This is a genomic window from Massilia sp. GER05, from assembly GCF_052056005.1.
GTDB classification, from domain to species: domain Bacteria; phylum Pseudomonadota; class Gammaproteobacteria; order Burkholderiales; family Burkholderiaceae_D; genus Telluria; species Telluria orientalis.
In genome coordinates this window covers 3,235,885-3,257,348 of the sequence record NZ_CP178858.1, presented here as the reverse complement: position 1 = coordinate 3,257,348, position 21,464 = coordinate 3,235,885, and the positions used below count along the sequence as shown (strand labels likewise).

Here is a 21,464-nt window from a genome sequence, read left to right as displayed (position 1 = left end):
CGTCCGGACTAGCATAACCCTGACCAAAGTTTGCTGCAACGACAACCGGAGAACTGATGCGTCCCACCACCCTCACACCGACGCCGACCGTCGGCACGACGTCCGACGAAGCGCGGGGCATGCTGCTCGGCCTGATCGGCGTCGCCATCTTCAGCCTCACCCTGCCGTTCACGCGGCTCGCGGTGCGCGAGCTCGATCCACTGTTCCTCACGCTGGCACGCGCGCTGGGCGCCGCCGTGTTGGCCGCCGGCTGGCTGCGCATGCGCCGCGTGGCGTGGCCGGGACGCGCGGCGCTGCGGCCCCTGGTCATCGTGGGGCTCGGCTGCGTGCTCGGGTTTCCGCTGCTCAGCTCGATCGCGATGCGCAGCGTGCCGGCGTCGCACGGTGCCGTGCTGGCGGGGATGCTGCCGCTGGCGACCGCGCTGTACGCGGCCGTTCGGGGCTACGAGCGGCCATCGAACCGGTTCTGGTTCGTCGCGCTGCTGGGTTCCGGGCTGGTCGTCGCGTTCGCGCTGAGCCAGGGCGGTGGCGCGCTGCAGGCGGCCGATGTACTGATGTTCGGCGCCATCGTCTCCGCCGCGGCCGGGTATGCGGAAGGCGGCCGCCTGGCGCGCACGCTGGGCGGGCAGGAAACGATCTGCTGGGCGCTCGTACTGGCCGCCGTTCCGGCCGCCGTCCTGCTGCTGGTATTGGAGGGCGAGCAGATCGGCCGCCTGAGCGACGTCGGCCCGGCCAGCTGGCTCGCGTTCGGCTACGTCACCGTCTTCTCGATGTTCATCGGCTTCTTTTTCTGGTACCGCGGCCTGGCGCTGGGCGGCGTCGCCCGCGTGGGACAGGTGCAGCTGCTGCAGCCGTTCCTGTCGCTGGCCGGGGCCGCCGTCCTGCTCGGCGAAACGCTCACACTGGCCAACGTCGGCTTCGCGCTGGCCGTGATCGCGACCGTGGCACTGGGCCGGCGCATGCAGGTGAGGCGATAATGACTATGTATTCAGGCACGCCCACGCCGTCCGGCAAGTCGTACAATAACGGCTTTCTTTTCAAACAACCCTGGGGAATCCATGTCCGTCTACGACAAACTCAACGCACTGAACATCACCCTCTCGGCACCGGCGACGCCGGCGGCTGCCTATGTCATGTATGCACAGACCGGCAACCTGGTCTTCCTGTCCGGCCACATTTCCAAGAATGCGGACGGCACGGTGCACACCGGCCTGCTGGGCAAGGACAAGACGACGGAACAGGGCAAGGCGGCGGCGCGCGCCGTGGCGGTCGACCTGATCGGCACGCTGCAGGCGGCCGTCGGCGGCGACCTGAACCGCGTGAAGCGCATCGTCAAGGTGATGAGCCTGGTCGCGTCGACGCCGGACTACACGGAACAGCACCTCGTCACGAACGGCTGCTCGGAACTGCTGGGCGAAGTGTTCGGCGACGCGGGCAAGCACGCGCGCTCGGCCTTCGGCGTGGCGTCGCTGCCCCTCGGTGCCTCGGTCGAGATCGAACTGATCGCCGAAGTGGAATAAACTATCGGCCTGCTACAGAAATTTAACCGGAGCATGCTTATCAGGCGTGCTCCTCTATTGAGAGAGCAGCCTACCCGGCGTGCTTTATAATGGCCGACGCACCATCGTGGCCCTTCCTGTGAGACCAGTATGAAAATCGAAAACCCCAATCCCATCCAGTGGCAGTTCTCGGAACGTGCCCAGCAGCTGCAAAGCTCGGCGATCCGCGAGATCCTGAAGATCACCCAGCGTCCGGAGATCATCTCCTTCGCCGGCGGCCTGCCCTCGCCCGCCACCTTCCCCGTCGAACGCATGAAGGCAGCCTACGACAAGGTGCTCAGCGAAAACGGCAAGCAAGCGCTGCAGTACGGCCCGACGGACGGCTACGCGCCGCTGCGCGAATGGGTGGCTGACTACCTGTCCACGGAAGGTTCAAGAATCGTGCCGGAACAGATCCTGATGGTGTCCGGCTCGCAGCAGGCCCTCGACCTGCTCGGCAAGGTCCTGATCGACGAAGGCTCGCGCGTGCTGGTGGAAACCCCCAGCTACCTCGGCGCGCTGCAAGCGTTCTCGGTCTACCGTCCGGAATTCCAGTCGGTCGACACGGACGACCACGGCCTCGTGCCGTCGTCGATCGAGCCGCTGGCCAAGGGTGCACGCCTGCTGTACTCGCTGCCGAACTTCCAGAACCCGACCGGCCGCTCGCTGTCCATCGAGCGCCGCCGCGAACTGGTGGAAACCTGCGCCCGCCTCGGCCTGCCGCTGATCGAGGACGATCCGTACGGCGCGCTGTCGTACAAGGGCGAGCCGATGCCGCGCATGCTGTCGATGAACCCGGACGGCGTCATCTACATGGGCTCGTTCTCGAAAGTGCTGACGCCGGGCATCCGCCTGGGCTACGTCGTCGCCCCGCTGCCGCTCGTGCGCCGCCTCGAGCTGGCCAAGCAGGCCGCCGACCTGCACACCGCCACGCTGACGCAGATGGTCGTGCACGAAGTCGTCAAGGACGGCTTCCTGAACGAACACATCCCGACCATCCGCAACCTGTACGCCAACCAGTGCCAGGTGATGCTGGACGCGATGGCCGAGCAGTTCCCGGAAGGCGTGACGTGGACCCGTCCGGAAGGCGGCATGTTCATCTGGGTCACGCTGCCGAAGCACATCGACGCGATGAAACTGCTGGACCAGGCGATCGCCGCCCGCGTCGCGTTCGTCCCGGGCGCCCCGTTCTACGCCAACAAGCCGGAAACGAACACGCTGCGCCTGTCGTTCGTGACGGTGCCGCCGGAGCGCATCCGCGAAGGCATCGCGACCCTCGGCAAGCTGATCAAGGACCAGATGTAAGCCCTTGTTCCAGCCCGGCGGTAGCGATACCGCCGGGCATCAACAATTGTTGAACACGTCAGACAATTGTAAGTTGCGCAAAAGTTACAGATTTTTCCATCTGTAAAAGAACTTGTTGCCCCACGTCAGTGCTACGAGGTGTATGATTTTGGACGCAATATAAACGTGCAGTCCTCGCAAAGCACCGTATGACCAACCCAGTGCCCGTGCCGCTTGCCGACCCGCGCAAGCCCGCCATCCTCATCGTCGACGACGCGCCCGACAACCTCGGCACGCTGCGTTCGATGATGCTGCGTCAAGGCTACCAGACGTTCGTCGCCACTTCCGGCGACCGCGCGCTGGACATCGCCCAACGCGTCAAGCCGGACCTGATCCTGCTGGACGTCGTCATGCCCGGCATCGACGGCCTGGAGACGTGCCGCCGCCTGAAGGCGCATCCGGCCACGACGCGCATCCCCGTGATCTTCATGAGCGCGCGCGGCGAGACGGAAGACATCGTCGCCGGTTTCGACACGGGCGCCGCCGACTACATCCCGAAGCCCCTGCGCCTGGAAGAAGTGTGCGCCCGCGTGCGCGCCCAGCTGCGCCTGCGCAGCGGCGACGCCCAGTCGGAACAGACCGACCGCCTGCGCATGATCGTCAACAGCATGGACCAGGGCCTGCTGATCGTCGAGGGCTGCGGCCGCGTGCAGTACGCGAACCCGGCGTGCGACCGCTACCTGGGCTATGCGCCCGAGGAGCTGGTCGGCCAGTCGCTGAAGGAGCTGCTGGACTGCAAGGAACCCGGCTGCTGCGAAGGCCTCGATGCGATGGCCTACGGCACGCGCGAAGTGAAGATCCGCCACCGCGACGGCAACCTGCGCGCGATGGACCTGACGATGACGCCGATGCACGCGGCGGACGGCCTGTTCGTCGTCCTGCTGCACGACATCACGCACCACAAGCAATCCGAGGACGCGCTGCAGCGCGCCGCGATGCTGGACCCGCTGACCAAGATCGCCAACCGCCGCCACTTCGACGCCTTCCTGGACAAGGAATGGCACCGCGCCATCCGCAACGCCCAGCCGCTGTCGCTGGTCGTGCTGGACGTCGACCACTTCAAGCTGTACAACGACACGCTGGGCCACGCGGCGGGCGACGTCTGCCTGCAGAAGGTCGCGCAGACGCTGCAGGACCACGCCGCGCGCCCGACCGACCTGGCGGCACGCTACGGCGGCGAGGAATTCGTGCTGCTGTTCGCCGAGACGCCCGCGGAAAACGCGGCGCTCCTGGCGGAGATGATCCGCGCGGCCGTAGCGGCGCTGGAAATCCCGAATCCAGGTTCGACGACGTCAACCTGGCTCACGGTGTCCGTGGGCGTGGCGACGATCGTGCCGACGCAGCTCGATGCGATCGACAACCTGTTCGTGTGCGCGGACCGCGCGATGTATGCGGCCAAGGCCGGGGGGCGCAATCGGGTGGAATCGACCATCGTCGGGGCGGCGTGGGATGTGGTGCACGACGCGGCGGCGTATTGATCCTGTGAATTTCCCATGACCAGCCTTGGCGACTGGGTATTCTTCATCGTTATTGTTCTGTATCCGTACTGGGTGGCCCCGGCGCTTGTGCTGCTCAACTGGCTGCTGACCCGCTATCTTGGGACGCGCTTGTCGCGCGCTCCGGTCATCGCCACTAACCTCGCCGTCTCCGTCTTGCTGTTCGGCCCGATCACGGAGCGCGGCGGCGGTTTCGTGTTCGGGGGCGATTTTTACTATCCGTGGTATATCGGCGGGTTCGACCTGAACCTGGACAAGGTATGGGGGACAGGCCTGCTGATGCTGTGCGCGGCGTCAGTGGGGACGAGCGTCGTGACGCTGGCCAATCCGACACTGCGGATGGCGCGTGGCGATGGGCAATCGCCCGACCATCGGACGCCGTGACGCCCCACTTTGCCGTGTGCTCCTGCGCGCCTAAACGACCGGGCTTCCCCGCGCTCGCGTATAAATGCCGACCGCTTTGCCGTATATCTCGGTGTCCGCTTCGTAAGTCAGGCCAAGGCGTTGGGCGACGCGCAGCGACGATTCATTGGCCGCAGCGATGACAGCGCGGACTTTCGGTTCGCGCCGGACCTCGAGCGCATGGTGCATGGCGGCCGCCGCCGCTTCGTTCGCGAATCCGCGGCCCCAACATTCGCGATAGGTATTCCAGCCAAGCTCCATCACGGCGGAATCCTCGCGAAAGAACGCGCCGACGCTCCCGACGAGCCGACCCGTCGCCTTTTCCTCGACAGCCCACCACCCGGCACCGTGGATGAGCCACAGTCCCGCTTGCGAACAAAAGATGCGCCAGGCGGCATGGCGGTCGGCCGGGACCAGGTGGGCCGCGCTGACCGGGTCGGCCAGGTGTGCCGCGAATGCGTCGAAGTCCTCGCGCCGGTATTCGCGCAGGAGGAGCCGTTCCGTGTGAAGGCAGGGAACAGAAGTGATGAACTCGCTATTCTCCGGGGAATCGGTCGGGTCGTCGTTCACAGCCACTCCACAGGGTAACTCGGAAGGCTCAGTGTATGAGCTTGTTGCTTTTGGAGCAAGCAGCAGGGCCGACGCCAGTCAGCGCTTCGGATACCCGGTAATCTCCGCAATCTCCCGATACAACGGCTGCAACTGCCGATACATCTTCAAATAGACCTGCCGGTACAGCCGCTCGTACACGTCGCGATGCGCCGGCACCGGCTCGAACACCCGCCCCACGCGCGTCATCGCGCCGATCGCCGTGGCGAAATCGCAGTGCAGCCCCAGCCCCACGGCCGCGTCGATGGCGGCGCCCAGCCCGGACGTCTCGTACACGTGCGGGCGCGACGTCGGCAGGCCGAAGATGTCGGCCGTCAGCTGCATCGCGCAATCGCTCTGCGATCCGCCGCCGGACACGCGCAGTTCCGTGATCGCCACGCCGCTGCGCTTTTCGATGCGTTCCTTCCCCTCGCGCAGCGCGTACGCGAGGCCTTCCAGGATCGCGCGGTACACGTGCGCCCGCGTGTGCACGTCGCCGAAGCCGACGATCGCGCCCTTCGCTTCGCGGCCCGGCACGCGGATGCCGGGCGTCCAGTACGGCTGCAGCATCAGCCCCATCGATCCGGGCGGGACGGAACGCGCCAGCTGGTCGAACAGCTGTTCCGGCGCCACGTCTTCCGCCAGCGCGCGCTGCTGTTCGCGGTGGCCGAACTGCTCCTTGAACCAGTTGACCATCCAGTACCCGCGGAACACCTGCACCTCGCTGCTGTACGCGCCCGGGATCGCGGCCGGATACGGCGGCAAGAAGGGCGTCACCTCGACGTAGCGCGTGCCCGTCGTGTTGATGGTCGCCGTCGTGCCGTAGCTGAGGCATCCGACGTGCGGTTCGCGGCAGCCGGCACCGATCACCTCGCAGGCTTTATCGGCCGCCGCGGCCAGCAGCGGCGTGCCGGCCGGGATGCCGGTCGCGTCGGACGCATCCCGACCGATCTCGCCCAGGCGGTCGCCCGGCTCGACGAGTTCCGGCAGCATGCGCGGCTCGACGGCCAGCGCCTGCCACTTCCAGTCGCGCGGGCCGGCCCAGCGGCGGCGCTTGTAATCGAATGGAACGTACGCGACCTGCGAGCCGGACGAATCCGCGAAGCGCCCGCACAGCCGCCAGTTCAGGTAGCCGGACAGCAGCAGGAACTTGTCCGTCGCGGCCCACACGTCGGGCTCGTGCGCGCGGATCCAGTTGATCTCCGCCTCGCCTCGAAAATAATCGATGGTGCCGTCCACGCGCGCGAGCTTGAACGCCGTGCGCCACCACCACGAAAGCGGCGGAACGGTGTCGGTGTGGCGCTGGTCGAGCCATGTGATCGCGGGCCGCAGTGGCCGGCCGTTGCGGTCGAGGTTCACGACGGTGCCGCGCTGCGTCGTCACGGCCACGCCGGCGATGGCGTCGCGCCGGACGCCGGGCTGCGTCCACAGGCCCTGGCATGCGCGGCACAACGCCTGCCAGTAATCCTCGGGGTCGTGCTCGGCCCAGCCGGGCTGCGTGGAGAAATACGGGTCCAGCATCACCTGCGATTTCGCGACGATGTTCCCGGCGAGGTCGAACAGCAGCGCGCGCACGCTCTGGGTGCCGTTGTCGATGGCGAGGATCGTCGTCGCGTCGCAGTGCTTTCTAGTCTTCATGTGGCAAACCGTGGTGAAAGGTCCAGTGCGCGCGGTACGCGGCGTCTTCCTGCGCCCAGCGGGCATCGTCCCAGCCGAGCTCCGGCTGGCAGATGGCGCGGATGCGGTCCATGTGCGCCGTGCCGCCGTCGCGCAGCAGCAGACCGAGGCGCGTGCGGCGCAGCAGCATGTCGTCCAGCCGGCGGACGGCTTCGGCGCGTGCGGCCCAGCGCAGTTCGGCCCACGCGGTCTCCGTCCCGGGGATCCGTTCCAGTTCGCCGGGCCGCGCGGCGTCCAGCAGCGCCGCCGCGCGAGCGCCATGACGGCCGTGGAGACGCCGCGGCACACCGGCGCCGACCTGGGACACGGGCGCGAACACGGCGCGCGCATCGAGCGGATCGTTCCAGCCGGGCAGCTGCTGTTTTACCAGCCGCAGCGCATCGAGCGCAATGGCGCGGAACGTCGTGAGCTTGCCGCCGGCAATCGCCACGAGGCCGGCCGAACTCCACGCGACATGCTCGCGCCCTTCCCGCGACGGCGCCCCGCCCTCCTTGCCCGCGACGACGGGGCGCACGCCCGCGTAAGTGGCCACGACGTCCCGGTCGATTAGTTGCAGATGCGGGAACTGCGCCTGCAGCGCCGCCATCAGATAAGCCACTTCCGCCCGCGTGATGCGGGCCGCGCGATCCATGCCGTCGGTGTGGTCCAGGTCCGTCGTGCCGACCAGCGTTGCGCCTTCCCACGGAAACGCGAACACGGGCCGGCCGTCGTGCGGATGCATCAGGCTCACCGCGCGCGCCAGCGGCAGCCGCCACGCGGGCAGCACGAGATGGCTGCCGCGCAGCGGACGCAGGCGCGGGCCGGCGCCGTGCAGAGGGCCGGACCACGCGCCCGTCGCATCGACGACGACCCGGGCACGCACCGCGTAGTCAGTACCGTCGCCGGCGAGCAGCGCCCCGCACACGCGGCCATCCGGGGAGCGCAGCAACTCGCTCGCACCGAGATAATTGACGGCCGCCGCGCCATGATCGAGCGCCTCGCGCAAGACCCGCAGCACGAGGCGGGCATCGTCCGTGCGCGCGTCCGTGTAGACGATGCCGCCCGCAAGACCGTCCCGCTTTACATTCGGCGCCGCCATCAGAAAATCGTCGGCATCGAGCCAGTGCCGCTCGCGCCGGCCCGCCATCATGTCGTAGACCGCGAGGCCGGCCAGGAAGCTGCGCCGGCCTCGCCCGCCCTCGTACTGCGCGAACGCGAAGCCCTGCGGTTCGACGAGGCCGGGCGCGCAGGCGAGCAGCATCTCGCGCTCGCGCACGGATTCCGCCGTCAGCCGCACGTGGCCGCCCTTCAGGTAGCGCAGGCCGCCGTGCACGAGCTTCGACGAGCGGCTCGACGTGCCCCACGCGAAATCGTGGCGCTCGACCAGCAGCGCCTTCAGCCCCCGCCGTGCGGCCTCCAGCAGCACGCCGGCGCCGCTGATGCCGCCGCCGATCACGAGCACGTCCCAGTCGCGCGCCAGCACGTCCGCCAGGCCCGCGCGACCGCCCCGCTGCCACAGCGCGGAGAAGGCGCCGCTCATGGCGTCACCAGCTTGCCCGGGTTCATGCGGCCGTCCGGATCGAATGCGCGGAACAGGGTGCGCAGCGCGGCCATGCCCAGTTCTCCCTTTTCGTGCGCGAGCCACGGCGCGTGGTCGCGGCCCACGCCGTGCTGGTGGCTGATCGTGCCGCCGCTCGCGACGATCGCTTCGGACACCGCCGTCTTCAGCAGGCGCCAGCGCGCGAGGTCCGCGTCGTAGTCGCCCGCCAGGCGCCAGATGAACGTCGAGTAGACGCTCGCGCCCTGCGGATACAGGTGCGACAGGTGCGTGTACGCGTGCACCCGCTCGCCGTCGCGCGCGAGGGCGTCGTGCGCGGCCCGTTCGATGGCACGCATGGCGGGCGTGACGCGCGGCCAATCGAGCGCCGTCTCCACCGTGTCGATCGCATAGCCGTACGTCCACGCGCTGTTGCGCAGGTAGACGTTGCGGAAGCGGTTGCGCTTCCACCGCTCGCCGAGTCCCCGGCCGACGTGCACGCCGCCATCGCGCCGCGCGAGCGCCAGCGCCGGCTTCAGCGCGGCACGTGCCTGCGCCTTCTCTCCGCTCGCGCCCACGAGCAGCATGCATTTATCCGGGCCAGCGCCGCGCAGCTTCAGCCACGTCTCCAGCAGCGCCACCTGGCGGCCGTGGCCGGCCAGGGTGAGCATCGTCGCCGTCTCCACCGCGTTCGACAGGCGTAGCATCGACAGGCCCAGTCGCGCCTGCACGATGGTGCGCGCGGCCCGCTCGGCCGCCGTCCAGTCGGGGAAGAACACGGCGTGGAACGCTTCGTATTCGGGCAGGCGGCTGATGCGCACCGCCGCTTCCGTCAGGATGCCGAGCCGTCCTTCCGACCCCAGCACCAGTTCGCGCAGGTCGGGGCCCGCGGCGGACGCGGGAAAGGTGGGGATGGCGAGCGGGCCGGCGGGCGTCTCCACCCGGCCGCCGGCGAACAGCTGCTCGATGCGGCCGTAGTGCAGCGATTGCTGGCCGGACGAACGCGTCACGACCCAGCCGCCCAGCGTCGAATAATCGAACGATTGCGGGAAGTGGCCGAGCGTGTAGCCGTGCGCGCGCAGCTGCGCTTCCAGGTCCGGGCCGGCCACGCCGGCTTCGAACACTGCCAGCTGCGCCTCCACGTCGATGGACACGAGAGCCCGCATGCGCGCCATGTCGACGCACAAGGTCGGCCGCGCGCCGACCGCATCCAGGTGTCCGGCGACGCTCGTGCCGCCGCCGTACGGGACGACGGCCGCGTCGTGGTCCGCGGCCCAGCGCAGCAGGGTGCGCACGTCGGCGCCGCTTTCCGGGAACGCGACGCCATCCGGCACGGTGCCGATGCGGCCGTAGCGCAGGCGCAGCCAGTCCCGCAGGCTCTGGCCCGCCGCATGCGTCAGGCGGGTCTGCGGCGCCGCATCGACCAAAGGATGCGCCGGCAGCCGGCCCGGCGGCAGGGCAGCGCACAGCGCGTCGAACCCGGCGTCGCGCGGGGCCGCGCTGGCGCCGACCTGCCCGCGCAGGAAATCCAGCGCGGACTCGCCCAGCGCCACCTCGATCGTATCGTCTCCCCAGCCGTTCCAGCGTCGCATCGGTCTTTTCTCCGTACACAGTGTTCATCCTGCGGCTATACTGCCTTGCGTCATCACGACCGTATTGCGGATTCATGCCAAGCGCTTGTTCGAACATGCCAGCCACGCCGCCCCGGGTCACCGCGGCCTATCTGCAGCCGCTGCTGGAGACGGCCGCCGCGCGCGGTATCGACGCGGCCGCGCTGGCATCGAGCGCCGGTCTCGCCGCCATCGCATCGGACCCGCTGCCGGCCGCCGACTACATCGCCCTGCTGGACGCGGGCAGCCGCCTCGCGGGCGATCCGCATTTCGGCCTGCACATGGGCGAGCACGTGCGGCCCGGCACGTACAGCGTGTACGGCCTCGTGCTGCTGGCCTGCCGCGACATCGGCCAGGCGCTGGATCAGACGCAACGCTACGAACAGCTGGCACACGACCTCGGACGCTCGCGCCTGGAGCCGCGCGGCGCGCTCGCCCGCTACACGTGGACGAGCCGCTATCCGCATGCGAGCCGGCACCTGGCGGAAAGCGTGTTCGCGGGCATCCGCACGTTCGGGTCGTGGCTCGCGGGACGTCCGCTCGCGCCGCGCGCCCTCGCGTTCGCGCATGCGCGCCCGCCCGATGCCGACCCGGCCGAGTACGCGCGCGTGCTCGGCACGATGCCGGACTTCGGCGCGTCCGCGCACACCGCCGACTTCGACGCCTCCCTCCTCGCGCTGCCGCTGCCCGCCGCGGACATCACCATGTACCCGCTACTGCAGCAGCACGCCGAACGCCTGCTGCGCGAACGGGAACGAACGGCCAGCGGGATCGTCGCGCAGGTCCATGCGGCCATCGTCGACGCGCTCGCCCGCGAACCCGTGCGGCTGGCCGGCATCGCCGCGGCGCTGGACCTGTCCCCGCGCACCTTGCAGCGCAAGCTGGCCGACGCCGGCGCGACGTTCCAGCAGGTGCTCGATGCTGCCCGTTACGCGCTCGCGATGGCGTACTTGCGCCAGGACGGGCTGTCGCTCGTCGACATCGCCTTCCTGCTCGGCTTCCAGGAACAGAGCGCGTTCACGCATGCGTTCCGCGAATGGTCGGGCATGAATCCCGGCGCGTGGCGGGAACGGACGGCCGGTAAAAAATAGATGTGGACGTGGGCGTTTTCATAACGGATGCCCGCTGCGGTTTTGCTATAACGGCAGGTTGACCCGGCCGCTGGGCTGGACTACACACAGAGAGTCAATACAAATGTGGAAATCATTATTCATTGGAGGCCTGTCCGCGTGCGCACTGGCGGCACATGCCGCGCCGCCGACCATGCAGCGCGTGGGCACGGGCATGGAGGTGCGCACGGACCAGGGCGTGCTGACGATCGAGCCGGTGGCGCCGCGCGTCGTCCACGTCCGCTTCGGCCCCGCGGGCTACACGGGCAATTACAACCCGGCCGTCATCGCGCAGCCGCAGAAGATCGCGTTCGACATCGGTGAATCCGCCGACGCGTGGACGCTGTCCACGGCCGGCCTGAAGGTGCGCGTGGGACGCCAGGACGGCAACGTCTCGTTCCAGACGCCGGACGGCAAGGAGATCGTCAAGGAAGGCGGCCGCGACCTGTCGCGCGGCGTCGTGCAGCGCTTTTATAACGACGACCATGGCACGGTCCTGTACGGCCTCGGCCAGCACCAGAATGGCCTGCTCGACTACGGCGGCAACATCGTGCGCCTGCAGCAGGCGAACCGCGACGTCGCCGTGCCGATGCTGGTCTCGCCCAAGGGCTACGGCATCCTGTGGAACAACGCGGCCGTCACGGACGTCGAGGTCGACATCCCGTCCGGACCGCCGATCCTGATCCGTTCGGAAGCGGGCGGCGGCGTCGATTATCACTTCATGTACGGCCCGGAACTGGACGACGTGATCAAGGGCTACCGCCGCCTGACGGGCACGGCGCCCATGATGCCGCGCTGGACGTGGGGCCTGTGGCAGTCGAAGGAACACTACAAGACGCAGGACGAGCTGCTGTCGGTCGCGGCGAAATACCGTGAGATGAAGGTGCCGCTCGACGCGGTCATCCAGGACTGGCAGTACTGGCTGCCGGGCCAGTGGGGCAGCCACGAATTCGACAAGGCGCGCTTCCCCGCTCCGGCCGCGATGGTGAAAAAACTGCATGACCAGAACGTCCACACGATCATCTCCGTGTGGGCCCGCCTCGACCCGGATACCGCCAACACGAAGGCGCTGGACGCGATGGGCGGCCTGTACCCGCCCACCTATCCGAACGTCTACCCGGCCGGCAAGGGCCGCTGGTACGACGCGTACAACCCGCGCGCCCGCGACCTGTACTGGCGCCAGGTCATGCGCGGCCTCGGCACGCTCGGCTTCGACGGCTGGTGGCTGGACGCGTCGGAAGCGGAACTGGGCGGCTGGTGGGGGCAGATGCGCGAACTGCAGACCGGCGCCGGTCCGGGCAGCGTCGTCTACAACGCCTATCCTCTGCTGCACACGACCGCCGTGCATGACGGGATGAAGCGCGACCAGCCCGGCAAGCGCGCGTTCATCCTGACCCGCTCCGCCTACGCGGGCCAGCAGCGCAACGCGGCCATCACGTGGTCGGGCGACACGATGGGCAACTGGGACGTGTTCCGCCGCCAGATCCCGGCCGGCTTGAATTTCATGCTGAGCGGTATCCCGTACTGGTCGGCCGACATCGGCGGCTTCTTCGGCGGTTCGCCGAAAGATCCGGCGTACGCGGAACTGTTCACGCGCTGGTTCCAGTTCGGCGTGTTCAACCCGATGTTCCGCGTGCACGGCACCGGCGACGGCAAGGAGATCTGGCAGTTCGACGACGCCACGCAGAAGATCATGCGCGACTACATCGACCTGCGCTACCGCCTGCTCCCGTACATCTATTCGGCGTCGTGGGACGTCACGCACAACGACGGCACGATGATGCGCGCCCTCGCCTTCGACTTCCGCGAGGACGAGCACGCGCTGCACATCCCGGACCAGTACATGTTCGGCAAGGCCCTGCTCGTGGCGCCCGTCGTGCAGGCGAAGGCACAGGCGCGCGACGTCTACCTGCCCGGCAAGGACGCGTGGTACGACTTCTGGAGCGGCGCGCGGCTGGCCGGCGGCCAGGTCGTGACGGCGAAGGCCGACATCGCGACCATTCCCCTCTACGTCCGCGCCGGCAGCATCCTGCCGCTGGGCCCCGTGAAGCAGTTCGCGGACGAGAAGTCGGATGCGCCGGTGGACCTCGTCGTCTATCCGGGCAAGGATGGCGCCTATGAGCTGTACGACGACGGCGGCGACGGTTACGCCTACGAGAAAGGCGCGTATGCGGTCGTGCGGATGACGTGGAACGACGGAGCCGAGACGCCTCGACATCGCGCCGCGCCAGGGCCGCTACGACGGCATGCCGGCCCGCCAGGCGTTCGCGGTGCGTTGCGGTCCCAAGGCCGGTGAGATCGTCAAGGTCGTGTATGACGGCAAGGCGGCGTCGGTGCCGCTGCCGCACTGCGGCAACTGAGCGTACGGTGTAACGCGTGGGCTCGGGGAGCCCACCCTACTCGCTGAGCGTACGGTAGGGTGGGCACCCTGTGCCCACGCGAACGTATGCGGTCCGTCGGCGTCACTTGAACCTGCGCGCCCGGGCGCGCAGGTCGTCCAGCGCCGGCACGATGGCGAGGCCGCACAGCAGCAGCGCCAGCGGCACCGTCACCACGTAGCCGAAGATCTTGAAGCCGAGCGCGCCCGCGACGCCGCCGCCGAAGAAGGCCCCCAGCAGGCCGCACAGCAGGACGAGGCGCCCGCGGTTCGCGGCCACGCGCGGGTGCGGAGGGCTGGTCAGGCCATCGTCCACGTTCCAGTACATCATCTTGCCGAGTTCGATGCCGATGTCGGTGACGATGCCCGTCATGTGCGTCGTGCGGATCTCCGCATGCGAAATTTTCGTCACGAGCGCGTTCTGCAGGCCCATCGTAAAGCACAGCAGCATCACCGTGGCCGGCACGAACAGGCCCCGCACGCTGGACAACTGGGCGCCCAGCACGCCGAAGGCGAGCAGCAGCATGGCTTCGCACAGCAGCGGCAACGCGTATTCGCTGGCCAGCGCACGGCGCCGGCCGTAGTTGACGAGGATCGCCGTGGTGGCCGCGCCCAGCAGGAACGAGACGATGGCGCCGAGCGCGTCGAGCACGAGGTCGAAGGCGCCCAGCGCGAGATTGTCGGCGGCCGACGACACGATGCCCGTCATGTGCGACGTGTACTGTTGCACGGCGAGGAAGCCGCCGGCGTTCACGGCCCCGGCCACGCCGGCCAGTGCATAGCCGAGGTGGCGGTTGGCCCGGGCGCTGCGCGCCTGGGCGGTCAGGGTGCGGACATAGTCGACGGAGCGCTGCATGATTGAATGGGTCCGATTGGGATTCCTTACGTCAATACTAACGCACCCGGGTTCACGTGGCTATAATTGCCCTTCTCACCTCGAATATCGCCAGGAAAACACATCGCCGTGAATCCACATCTCGACCGCCTGCACCCGTACCCGTTCGAAAAGCTGCGCCAGCTGTTCGCCGGCGTCACGCCGAATCCCGACTACAACGCCATCAGCCTCGGCATCGGCGAGCCCAAGCATCCGACGCCCGCGTTCATCCAGAAAGCGCTGACGCATGCGATGGCCGGCCTCGCCACGTATCCGACGACGCACGGCAACGAGCCGCTGCGCGCCGCGATCGCCGCATGGCTGGAGCGCCGCTACGGGATTCCGGCGCTGGATGCGGCCACGATGGTGCTGCCGGTGAACGGCTCGCGCGAGGCGCTGTTCGCGATCGCGCAGACCGTGATCGATCCGCGCAAGCCGGGCGCGCTCGTCGTCAGCCCGAATCCGTTCTACCAGATCTACGAAGGCGCGGCCTACCTGGCGGGCGCCGAGCCGTATTTCGTGAATTCCCAGCCGGCCCGCAACTTCGCCTGCGATTACTCCAGCGTGCCGGACGAGGTATGGTCCCGTGTGCAGCTGCTGTACCTGTGCTCCCCGGGCAATCCGACGGGCGCCGTGCTGTCGCTGGACGACTGGCGCGAGCTGTTCGCGCTGGCCGACCGCCATGGCTTCGTGATCGCGGCCGACGAGTGCTATTCCGAGATCTATTTCGGTTCCACGCCGCCGCTGGGCGCGCTGGAAGCGGCGCACCAGCTGGGCCGCAGCGGCGGCGCGCGTCCGTACGCGAACCTGATCGTGTTCTCGAGCCTCTCGAAGCGCTCGAACGTGCCGGGCATGCGCTCGGGCTTCGTTGCCGGCGATCCGGAACTGATGAAGAAATTCCTGCTGTACCGTACCTACTGCGGCGGCGCGATGTCGCCGCCGGTGCAGGCCGCGTCGATCGCCGCGTGGAACGACGAGGCCCACGTGCAGGAAAACCGCACGCTGTACAAGGAAAAGTTCAACCTCATCACCCCGCTCCTGAAGCAGGTGATGGACGTGGAGCTGCCGGACGCGGGCTTCTACCTGTGGGCCGACGTGCGCCGTACGGGCCTGTCGGACACGGAGTTCGCACGCGGCCTGTACGCCGAATATAATGTGACGGTTTTGCCCGGCAGTTACCTGGCGCGCGACGCGCACGGCAGCAATCCGGGCCGCAACCGCATCCGCATGGCGCTCGTCGCCGAAGTGGACGAAGGACTGGAAGCGGCGAACCGCATCGTCCAGTTCTGCAACGATCTCAAGGCTTCCTGAAACACCACCTGTATAGACCATTATCATGACCCAACAACTCCAGACCATCATCGACACCGCGTGGGAACAGCGCGCAGACATCAGCCCGACGAGTGCGAGCGCCGAAGTGCGCGACGCCGTCGCCCACGTGCTGGCCGGCCTTGACGACGGCAGCCTGCGCGTCGCCCAGAAGGACACCGGCAGCTGGGTCGTGAACCAGTGGATCAAGAAAGCCGTCCTGCTGTCGTTCCGCCTCGAGAACAACACCCCAATGGGCTCGGCGGCGGGCCTCGGCGGCAGCCTGCAGTTCTACGACAAGGTGCCGACCAAGTTCGCGAACTACTCGGCCGACGACTTCGCCAAGGGCGGCTTCCGCGTCGTCCCACCGGCCGTCGCGCGCCGCGGCGCGTTCATCGGCAAGAACGTCGTGCTGATGCCGTCGTACGTGAACATCGGCGCCTACGTCGACGAAGGCGCGATGGTCGACACGTGGGCCACCGTCGGCTCCTGCGCCCAGATCGGCAAGAACGTCCACCTGTCGGGCGGCGTGGGCATCGGCGGCGTGCTGGAACCGATGCAGGCCAACCCGACCATCATCGAAGACAACTGCTTCATCGGCGCCCGTTCGGAAATCGTGGAAGGCGTGATCGTCGAAGAGAACTCGGTGATCTCGATGGGCGTGTACATCGGCCAGTCGACCAAGATCTACAACCGCGAGACCGGTGAAGTGTCGTACGGCCGCATCCCGGCCGGTTCGGTCGTCGTGTCGGGCAGCCTGCCCTCTAGCGACGGCAAGTACAGCCTGTACTGCGCGGTGATCGTCAAGCAGGTGGATGCGAAGACCCGTGCGAAGACGGGTATCAACGAGCTGCTGCGCGGCGTGTAAGCCCGGCGCGCTCGCGTGGGCACGGGGTGCCCACCCTACGGCAGCGTCGAATCGTAGTTGGTGGGCACGGGGAGCCCACCCCACGCCGGGCAGTTGTAGTGTGGGCTCCCCGAGCCCACCATTGCATTTGCGCCACCGCGCCATCAGGTTAGAATCCCGTAAACGCGAAAAATTACCGCGAAGCAAGGGAGAGACCACCATGATGATGGAACGCCTGTTCCAGTTGATGAAGGAAAAGAACGCGTCCGACATGTTCTTCGCGGTCAATTCCCCAGTCCACATCAAGATCAACGGGAACCTCATCCCGATCAACCAGAACAAGCTCGAGCCGGACAACATCCGCGTGCTGCTGTCGGAAATCGCCTCCCCCGAGCAGATGGACGAGCTGGACCGCGACAACGAGCTCAACATGGGGATCTCGGTCCCGAACCTGGGCCGCTTCCGCCTCTCCGCGTTCCGCCAGCGCGGCAGCATCTCCGCCGTGTTCCGTTTCGTTCCCGCCACGATCCCGCCGCTCGCCGAGCTGGGCCTGCCGTCCGTGCTGTCGGAACTGATCATGGAAAAGCGCGGCCTGCTGCTGATCGTCGGCGCCACGGGCTCCGGCAAGTCGACGACGATCGCCTCCATGCTCGACCACCGCAATGAGCAGCGCCACGGCCACATCCTCACGCTGGAAGACCCGATCGAATACCTGTTCAAGAACAAGAAATCGATCGTCAACCAGCGCGAGATCGGCAGCGACGCGAAGAGCTTCGACGTCGCCCTGCGCAATTCGATGCGCCAGGCGCCGGACTGCATCCTGATCGGCGAGATCCGCGACAAGGACACGATGGCCGCCGCCCTCGCCTACGCCCAGTCCGGCCACCTCGTGCTGGCCACGCTACACGCGAACAACAGCTACAACGCGTTGAACCGCATCATCAGTTTCTACCCGATCGAGAACCGCCCCGCGCTATTGCAGGACCTGTCGTCCGCCGTGAAGGCGATCGTGTCGCAGCGCCTCGTGCGCGCGAAAGCCGGCGGGCGGCGGGCGGCGGCCGTGGAGATCATGGTCAACACGCGCTACGTCGCGGACCTGATCGAAAAAGGCGAGATCGGCCAGATCAAGGAAGCGATGGACAAGAGCCTGTCGCCGGGGTCGCAATCGTTCGAAAAGGCGCTGCTGGAACTCGTGCAGGCCGATTTGATCACGCAAGAGGAGGCGCTGGCCAACGCCGACTCGGCCACCAATCTGCTCTGGCTGATCAATAACGGGCCGGACAGCAAGCCGAAGGAAGAGGAAGCGCCCAAGCCGGCCGAGCCGGATGGGCCGTCGTTCACGGAATTCACGCTGGATCGCTGACTTGACCGACCGTCCCCTGTCGACCGCACTCCTGTGCGGCCTTCTCGTATTGTCGTCCTCGAATGCGCTTGCCGCGCCCGGTTCGCGCTGCGTCGGCGATGACGTCCTGCTGCAGCGCGATACCCTCGAGGCCGCCAGGGTGGCCTTGCCGGTGTTCGCCCACTTCTGCTATCGCGACAAGAGCGGCGACTACGTGGTGTACCTGACCGAAAGCGGCGACCGTCGCTACGGTGACGACACCTTGTCGAGCAAAATCGGCGCGTATTTGTTCAAGATAAACGCTGGGCCGACCCTGGCGGCCATGGGCACGGTCAGCGATAGCGCACTGGCGGGGACGGCCGGTGTGCAATGGTGGACCAGGCTGACCGAGTTGGACGACATCGACGGCGATGGCCTGGTCGATCCGATCCTGGTCTACCGCTTCTACGCCAGCGACAACGGCAAGATGCTGAGCGCCCCCTATGAAGGCCGGCTGAAGATGATCGCTTTTCACCGTGGCGCCAAAGTCGCCATCCGGGCCATCACGGGCAACCTCGACCTGCAACGGTCGACCACCGCCAGCGCGTCCTACTTCAAGCTGCCGCCCGTCCTGCAAACGCATCTGGTGCGCAAGATGAAGCGGATGTATGACGAACAGCAGTTTGGATTCGACAACAGCCACGCCTTCAAGCCGCAGAAGTAAGCCGGCCTCGACATTACCGTCATTCCGCTCACGCGCGCGTTCGGGCCGCTGTCGTTGCGGGCGCCGCAGGCCATGGTCCCGTTCCACACGACGGCCTCCGCAGCCGGCCAGCAACGTCAGGAAACAGGCGGAAGCGACCAGGATACGCATGGGATCGCCCGGTATGTACTCACGTTGTTAATTTACGGAAATGTTAAATCCTTGTCTAATCGACGTACATGACGCCGCCCTCCCTTCGCCATTGGTAAACTATCGGTGGGATAGCCGGCCTGTGCTATCCTTCGCGCCTTCCCGAACAGCAATACCCACCGCCATGAAGAAGACCCTCTACGGTATTCCCAACTGCGACACCGTCAAGAAAGCCCGCACCTGGCTCGCCGACAACGGCCAGGAATTCGAGTTCCACGACTTCAAGAAGCAAGGCCTGGACCGCGCCACCGTTGCGCGCTGGCTCGAGCAGATCGATTGGGAAACGCTCGTCAACCGCAAGGGCACCACGTGGCGCAAGCTGACCGACGAGCGCCGCGCGCAGGTCGTCGACAAGGCCAGCGCCCTCGACCTGATGCTGGAAAATCCGTCCGTCATCAAGCGTCCGGTTCTCGAAGGCGGCGGCCGCGTGTCCGTCGGCTTTTCGGCCGCCCAGTACGAAGACCTGTTCGGGGACTGGCCGGCATGAAGCCGTCGCGCACCCAACTCCTGACGGAGGAGCTGATCGCGCTCGATTCCGTCACGCCGCAGGACAAGGGCTGCCAGCAGAAGCTGCAAGCGCTGCTCGCGCCGCTCGGCTTCCGCTGCGAGACGATCGAGTCGAACGGCGTGACGAACCTGTGGGCGCGCCGCGGCGACGCGGCGCCCGTGTTCGTGTTCGCCGGTCACACGGACGTCGTGCCGACCGGTCCCGCCAGCCAGTGGGCGTCGCAGCCGTTCGTGCCGACGCGGCGCGACGGCAAGCTGTACGGCCGCGGTGCGTCGGACATGAAGACGTCGATCGCCGCCATGGTCGTCGCCGTCGAGGAATTCGTGGCCGCGCACCCGGACCATATCGGCTCGATCGCGTTCCTGCTCACGTCCGACGAGGAAGGCCCGGCCCTTGATGGCACCGTCATCGTCTGCGACCTGCTGGAAGAACGGGGCGAGACGATCGACTACTGCCTCGTGGGCGAGCCCACGTCCAGCCACGTGCTGGGCGACATGATCAAGAACGGCCGCCGCGGCTCGCTGTCCGGCTGCCTCGTCGTCAAGGGCGTGCAAGGCCACATCGCCTACCCGCACCTGGCGCGCAACCCGATCCACCAGGCGGCGCCGGCGCTGGCCGAGCTCGCTGCAGAGAAATGGGATGAAGGCAACGAATACTTTCCGCCGACGAGCTGGCAGGTGTCCAATATCGCGGCCGGCACCGGCGCCACGAACGTGATCCCGGGCGAGCTGAAGGTCGACTTCAATTTCCGCTTTTCCACGGCCAGCACGGCCGAGAGCCTGCAGGCGCGCGTGCACGCGATCCTCGACCGCCACGGCCTCGACTACGACCTGAAATGGACGCTGTCCGGCCAGCCGTTCCTCACGCCGAAGGGCACCTTGTCGGACGCGATCTGCGGCTCGATCAAGCAGGAACTGGGCGTGACGACGGAACTCTCGACCACGGGCGGGACGTCGGACGGCCGCTTCATCGCCCGCATCTGCCCCCAGGTGATAGAATTCGGGCCACCCAACGACAGCATCCACAAGATCGACGAGCACATCGAAGTGCGGTACATCGATCCGCTCAAGAACATCTACCGGCGCACGCTGGAGCGATTGCTCACCATCCCGCCGTCCGCGGCATAACGACGAGACCTGGCCATGACCACGACCCATTTCTGCACGCCCCGCGACCTGCTGCGCTACGCCGTGACCCGCTTCAACGGCGCCAAGCTGTTCTTCGGCCACGGCAGCGCCGAAGCGTTCGACGAGGCCGCCTACCTGATCCTGCACACCCTGAAACTGCCGCTGGACAAGCTCGAGCCCTTCCTCGACGCCCGCCTGCTGCCGGAAGAAATCCTGCAGGTGATGGCCGTCATCGAGCGCCGCGTCAACGAGCGCGTGCCGGCCGCCTACATCACGAATGAGGCGTGGCTGGGCAGCTACAACTTCTACGTCGACGAACGCGTGCTCGTGCCGCGCTCGTTCATCGCCGAGCTGATCCCGAATTTCTTCAGCCCGTGGGTGGCGGATCCGGACGGCGTCGAAAACGTGCTCGAACTGTGCACCGGCTCCGGCTGCCTGGCGATCATGCTGGCGGACGCGTTCCAGAACGCCGTCGTCGATGCCGTCGACATCTCGAAGGACGCGCTGGCCGTGGCCGAGCGCAACATCCGCGACTACAAGCTGGAAGGCCGCGTGAACCCGATCGAGTCCGACCTGTACCAGCACGTGCCGTTCAAGAAATACGACCTGATCGTGACGAACCCGCCGTACGTGAACAGCGATTCGATGGGCAAGCTGCCGCCGGAATACCTGCGCGAGCCGCAGATCGCATTGGCCGGCGGCGAGGACGGCATGGACCTCGTGCGCAAGATCGTCGACGGCGCGGCCGAGCGCCTGACGCCCGAGGGTGTGCTGATCGTCGAGATCGGCAACGAGCGCGAGTATGCGGAAGCGGCGTTCGGACACCTGGGCCTCACGTGGCTGACCACGAGCCAGGGCGATGATGCCGTCTTTCTGCTGACGGCGGAGCAGTTGGCGAAGTAATTCCCA

Annotated in this window: 19 protein-coding genes; 14 read left to right on the top strand and 5 right to left on the bottom strand. The window is 67.3% G+C overall.

The genetic code is table 11. The features are described 5' to 3' along the window. Positions 1 to 56: 56 nt before the first annotated feature. From ACL58G_RS14610 to ACL58G_RS14590, 5 genes are all read left to right on the top strand, one after another. Positions 57 to 977 carry a DMT family transporter gene (locus ACL58G_RS14610; protein ID WP_440967520.1) on the top strand — a complete coding sequence of 307 codons (921 nt, stop codon included), beginning with the start codon at positions 57 to 59 and terminating at the stop codon, positions 975 to 977. Between the two features lie 81 nt (positions 978 to 1,058). Further along, the gene (locus ACL58G_RS14605) at positions 1,059 to 1,520 is read left to right on the top strand and encodes a RidA family protein (RefSeq protein WP_413384600.1); all 462 of its coding nucleotides are present in this window, start codon (positions 1,059 to 1,061) and stop codon (positions 1,518 to 1,520) included. Positions 1,521 to 1,649: 129 nt separating this feature from the next. After that, on the top strand, positions 1,650 to 2,843 hold the full coding sequence (locus tag ACL58G_RS14600) for an aminotransferase-like domain-containing protein (RefSeq protein ID WP_413343329.1): 1,194 nt from the start codon (positions 1,650 to 1,652) through the stop codon (positions 2,841 to 2,843). A gap of 188 nt (positions 2,844 to 3,031) precedes the next feature. Then, positions 3,032 to 4,360, top strand: coding sequence for a diguanylate cyclase (locus ACL58G_RS14595; protein WP_440967518.1), 1,329 nt, complete (start codon positions 3,032 to 3,034; stop codon positions 4,358 to 4,360). A 15-nt stretch (positions 4,361 to 4,375) separates the two neighbouring features. Further along, entirely contained in the window at positions 4,376 to 4,762 is a 387-nt protein-coding gene (locus ACL58G_RS14590) for a hypothetical protein (RefSeq protein WP_440967516.1), read from the top strand. Between the two features lie 30 nt (positions 4,763 to 4,792). On the opposite strand, the gene ACL58G_RS14585 is transcribed toward ACL58G_RS14590, so the two are convergent. The 4 genes from ACL58G_RS14585 to ACL58G_RS14570 all read right to left on the bottom strand — a co-directional run bounded on the left by ACL58G_RS14585 (position 4,793) and on the right by ACL58G_RS14570 (position 10,153). Then, positions 4,793 to 5,350 (bottom strand): GNAT family N-acetyltransferase, encoded by a 558-nt coding sequence (locus ACL58G_RS14585; RefSeq protein ID WP_440967514.1) that lies wholly within the window; start codon positions 5,348 to 5,350, stop codon positions 4,793 to 4,795. A gap of 78 nt (positions 5,351 to 5,428) precedes the next feature. Next, the gene (locus ACL58G_RS14580; RefSeq protein WP_440967512.1) at positions 5,429 to 7,006 is read right to left on the bottom strand and encodes an FGGY-family carbohydrate kinase; all 1,578 of its coding nucleotides are present in this window, start codon (positions 7,004 to 7,006) and stop codon (positions 5,429 to 5,431) included. Then, positions 6,996 to 8,564 (bottom strand): FAD-dependent oxidoreductase, encoded by a 1,569-nt coding sequence (locus ACL58G_RS14575; RefSeq protein ID WP_440967510.1) that lies wholly within the window; start codon positions 8,562 to 8,564, stop codon positions 6,996 to 6,998. The genes ACL58G_RS14580 and ACL58G_RS14575 overlap by 11 nt, the downstream gene beginning before the upstream one ends. Further along, entirely contained in the window at positions 8,561 to 10,153 is a 1,593-nt protein-coding gene (locus ACL58G_RS14570) for an FAD-binding oxidoreductase (protein WP_440967508.1), read from the bottom strand. The genes ACL58G_RS14575 and ACL58G_RS14570 overlap by 4 nt, the downstream gene beginning before the upstream one ends. A gap of 95 nt (positions 10,154 to 10,248) precedes the next feature. Between ACL58G_RS14570 and ACL58G_RS14565 the strand changes: the two genes are divergently transcribed. Both ACL58G_RS14565 and ACL58G_RS14560 read left to right on the top strand, forming a co-directional pair. After that, a complete protein-coding gene (locus tag ACL58G_RS14565) occupies positions 10,249 to 11,262 on the top strand; it encodes an AraC family transcriptional regulator (RefSeq protein WP_440967506.1) in 1,014 nt (337 codons plus the stop codon). Positions 11,263 to 11,365: 103 nt separating this feature from the next. Continuing rightward, positions 11,366 to 13,576, top strand: a complete 2,211-nt coding sequence (locus ACL58G_RS14560; RefSeq protein WP_440967504.1) for a glycoside hydrolase family 31 protein — start codon at positions 11,366 to 11,368, stop codon at positions 13,574 to 13,576. A gap of 166 nt (positions 13,577 to 13,742) precedes the next feature. On the opposite strand, the gene ACL58G_RS14555 is transcribed toward ACL58G_RS14560, so the two are convergent. Continuing rightward, the gene (locus ACL58G_RS14555; protein ID WP_413384582.1) at positions 13,743 to 14,513 is read right to left on the bottom strand and encodes a YoaK family protein; all 771 of its coding nucleotides are present in this window, start codon (positions 14,511 to 14,513) and stop codon (positions 13,743 to 13,745) included. Between the two features lie 108 nt (positions 14,514 to 14,621). Here ACL58G_RS14555 and dapC point away from each other — a divergent pair, with 108 nt between their 5' ends. From dapC to prmB, 7 genes are all read left to right on the top strand, one after another. Further along, positions 14,622 to 15,842, top strand: a complete 1,221-nt coding sequence (gene dapC, locus ACL58G_RS14550) for a succinyldiaminopimelate transaminase (protein WP_413384580.1) — start codon at positions 14,622 to 14,624, stop codon at positions 15,840 to 15,842. A 25-nt stretch (positions 15,843 to 15,867) separates the two neighbouring features. Next, entirely contained in the window at positions 15,868 to 16,707 is an 840-nt protein-coding gene (gene dapD / locus ACL58G_RS14545; protein ID WP_440967502.1) for a 2,3,4,5-tetrahydropyridine-2,6-dicarboxylate N-succinyltransferase, read from the top strand. 199 nt (positions 16,708 to 16,906) lie between these two features. Continuing rightward, positions 16,907 to 18,049, top strand: a complete 1,143-nt coding sequence (locus ACL58G_RS14540) for a PilT/PilU family type 4a pilus ATPase (RefSeq protein ID WP_440967500.1) — start codon at positions 16,907 to 16,909, stop codon at positions 18,047 to 18,049. Position 18,050: 1 nt separating this feature from the next. Continuing rightward, on the top strand, positions 18,051 to 18,731 hold the full coding sequence (locus ACL58G_RS14535; protein WP_440967499.1) for a hypothetical protein: 681 nt from the start codon (positions 18,051 to 18,053) through the stop codon (positions 18,729 to 18,731). A 313-nt stretch (positions 18,732 to 19,044) separates the two neighbouring features. Then, positions 19,045 to 19,407, top strand: coding sequence for an ArsC family reductase (locus tag ACL58G_RS14530; RefSeq protein ID WP_413384572.1), 363 nt, complete (start codon positions 19,045 to 19,047; stop codon positions 19,405 to 19,407). Next, positions 19,404 to 20,555, top strand: coding sequence for a succinyl-diaminopimelate desuccinylase (gene dapE, locus ACL58G_RS14525; protein WP_413384570.1), 1,152 nt, complete (start codon positions 19,404 to 19,406; stop codon positions 20,553 to 20,555). Before ACL58G_RS14530 ends, dapE begins: the two co-directional genes overlap by 4 nt. Before the next feature lie 15 nt (positions 20,556 to 20,570). Further along, a complete protein-coding gene (gene prmB, locus ACL58G_RS14520) occupies positions 20,571 to 21,458 on the top strand; it encodes a 50S ribosomal protein L3 N(5)-glutamine methyltransferase (protein WP_413337432.1) in 888 nt (295 codons plus the stop codon). Positions 21,459 to 21,464 lie beyond the last annotated feature (6 nt).

What these genes read in the sequence shown, in the direction of transcription:
- ACL58G_RS14610 (WP_440967520.1), top strand. Translation starts at nt 57, where the DNA reads ATGCGTCCCACCACCCTCACACCGACGCCGACCGTCGGCACGACGTCC.
- ACL58G_RS14605 (WP_413384600.1), top strand. Translation starts at nt 1,059, where the DNA reads ATGTCCGTCTACGACAAACTCAACGCACTGAACATCACCCTCTCGGCA.
- ACL58G_RS14600 (WP_413343329.1), top strand. Translation starts at nt 1,650, where the DNA reads ATGAAAATCGAAAACCCCAATCCCATCCAGTGGCAGTTCTCGGAACGT.
- ACL58G_RS14595 (WP_440967518.1), top strand. Translation starts at nt 3,032, where the DNA reads ATGACCAACCCAGTGCCCGTGCCGCTTGCCGACCCGCGCAAGCCCGCC.
- ACL58G_RS14590 (WP_440967516.1), top strand. Translation starts at nt 4,376, where the DNA reads ATGACCAGCCTTGGCGACTGGGTATTCTTCATCGTTATTGTTCTGTAT.
- ACL58G_RS14580 (WP_440967512.1), bottom strand. Translation starts at nt 7,006, where the DNA reads ATGAAGACTAGAAAGCACTGCGACGCGACGACGATCCTCGCCATCGAC.
- ACL58G_RS14575 (WP_440967510.1), bottom strand. Translation starts at nt 8,564, where the DNA reads ATGAGCGGCGCCTTCTCCGCGCTGTGGCAGCGGGGCGGTCGCGCGGGC.
- ACL58G_RS14570 (WP_440967508.1), bottom strand. Translation starts at nt 10,153, where the DNA reads ATGCGACGCTGGAACGGCTGGGGAGACGATACGATCGAGGTGGCGCTG.
- ACL58G_RS14565 (WP_440967506.1), top strand. Translation starts at nt 10,249, where the DNA reads ATGCCAGCCACGCCGCCCCGGGTCACCGCGGCCTATCTGCAGCCGCTG.
- ACL58G_RS14560 (WP_440967504.1), top strand. Translation starts at nt 11,366, where the DNA reads ATGTGGAAATCATTATTCATTGGAGGCCTGTCCGCGTGCGCACTGGCG.
- ACL58G_RS14555 (WP_413384582.1), bottom strand. Translation starts at nt 14,513, where the DNA reads ATGCAGCGCTCCGTCGACTATGTCCGCACCCTGACCGCCCAGGCGCGC.
- dapD (WP_440967502.1), top strand. Translation starts at nt 15,868, where the DNA reads ATGACCCAACAACTCCAGACCATCATCGACACCGCGTGGGAACAGCGC.
- ACL58G_RS14540 (WP_440967500.1), top strand. Translation starts at nt 16,907, where the DNA reads ATGATGATGGAACGCCTGTTCCAGTTGATGAAGGAAAAGAACGCGTCC.
- ACL58G_RS14530 (WP_413384572.1), top strand. Translation starts at nt 19,045, where the DNA reads ATGAAGAAGACCCTCTACGGTATTCCCAACTGCGACACCGTCAAGAAA.
- dapE (WP_413384570.1), top strand. Translation starts at nt 19,404, where the DNA reads ATGAAGCCGTCGCGCACCCAACTCCTGACGGAGGAGCTGATCGCGCTC.
- prmB (WP_413337432.1), top strand. Translation starts at nt 20,571, where the DNA reads ATGACCACGACCCATTTCTGCACGCCCCGCGACCTGCTGCGCTACGCC.